Consider the following 267-nt stretch of genomic DNA (forward strand, 5'->3'; position numbering starts at 1 on the left):
GTATTCCTGCTACGGTAGTAGCATTGCTGTTGGCAGCCGCCGATACATCTCCTGTTAGAGCTGTTCTTTCAAAGCTGGTTCCGTTCAGGTTGATGGAAGTAGAACCGGTGTACGTGGTATTGGTGTCAGTATCCGCAGCAGGTTCCCAGGAACTTGTCCCAGTATTGTATTTCAATACCTGACCGTTGGTAGGTGCTGTCGAAGATACTGCCTTGCTCTGTATTTTAGCTACCGTTGGAGAAGTCGCTGTCCCTGCCAAGTCTCCGG

General features: G+C 50.2%; 1 protein-coding gene. It reads left to right on the forward strand.

Going from position 1 to position 267, the window contains the following annotated elements:
- The coding region (locus ACPYOJ_RS35580) for a hypothetical protein (protein WP_481420419.1) at positions 1–182 on the forward strand (182 nt) is incomplete at its 5' end.
- Positions 183–267: the final 85 nt, after the last annotated feature.

Source organism: Rhizobium sp. SVR5-9E, from assembly GCF_056755095.1.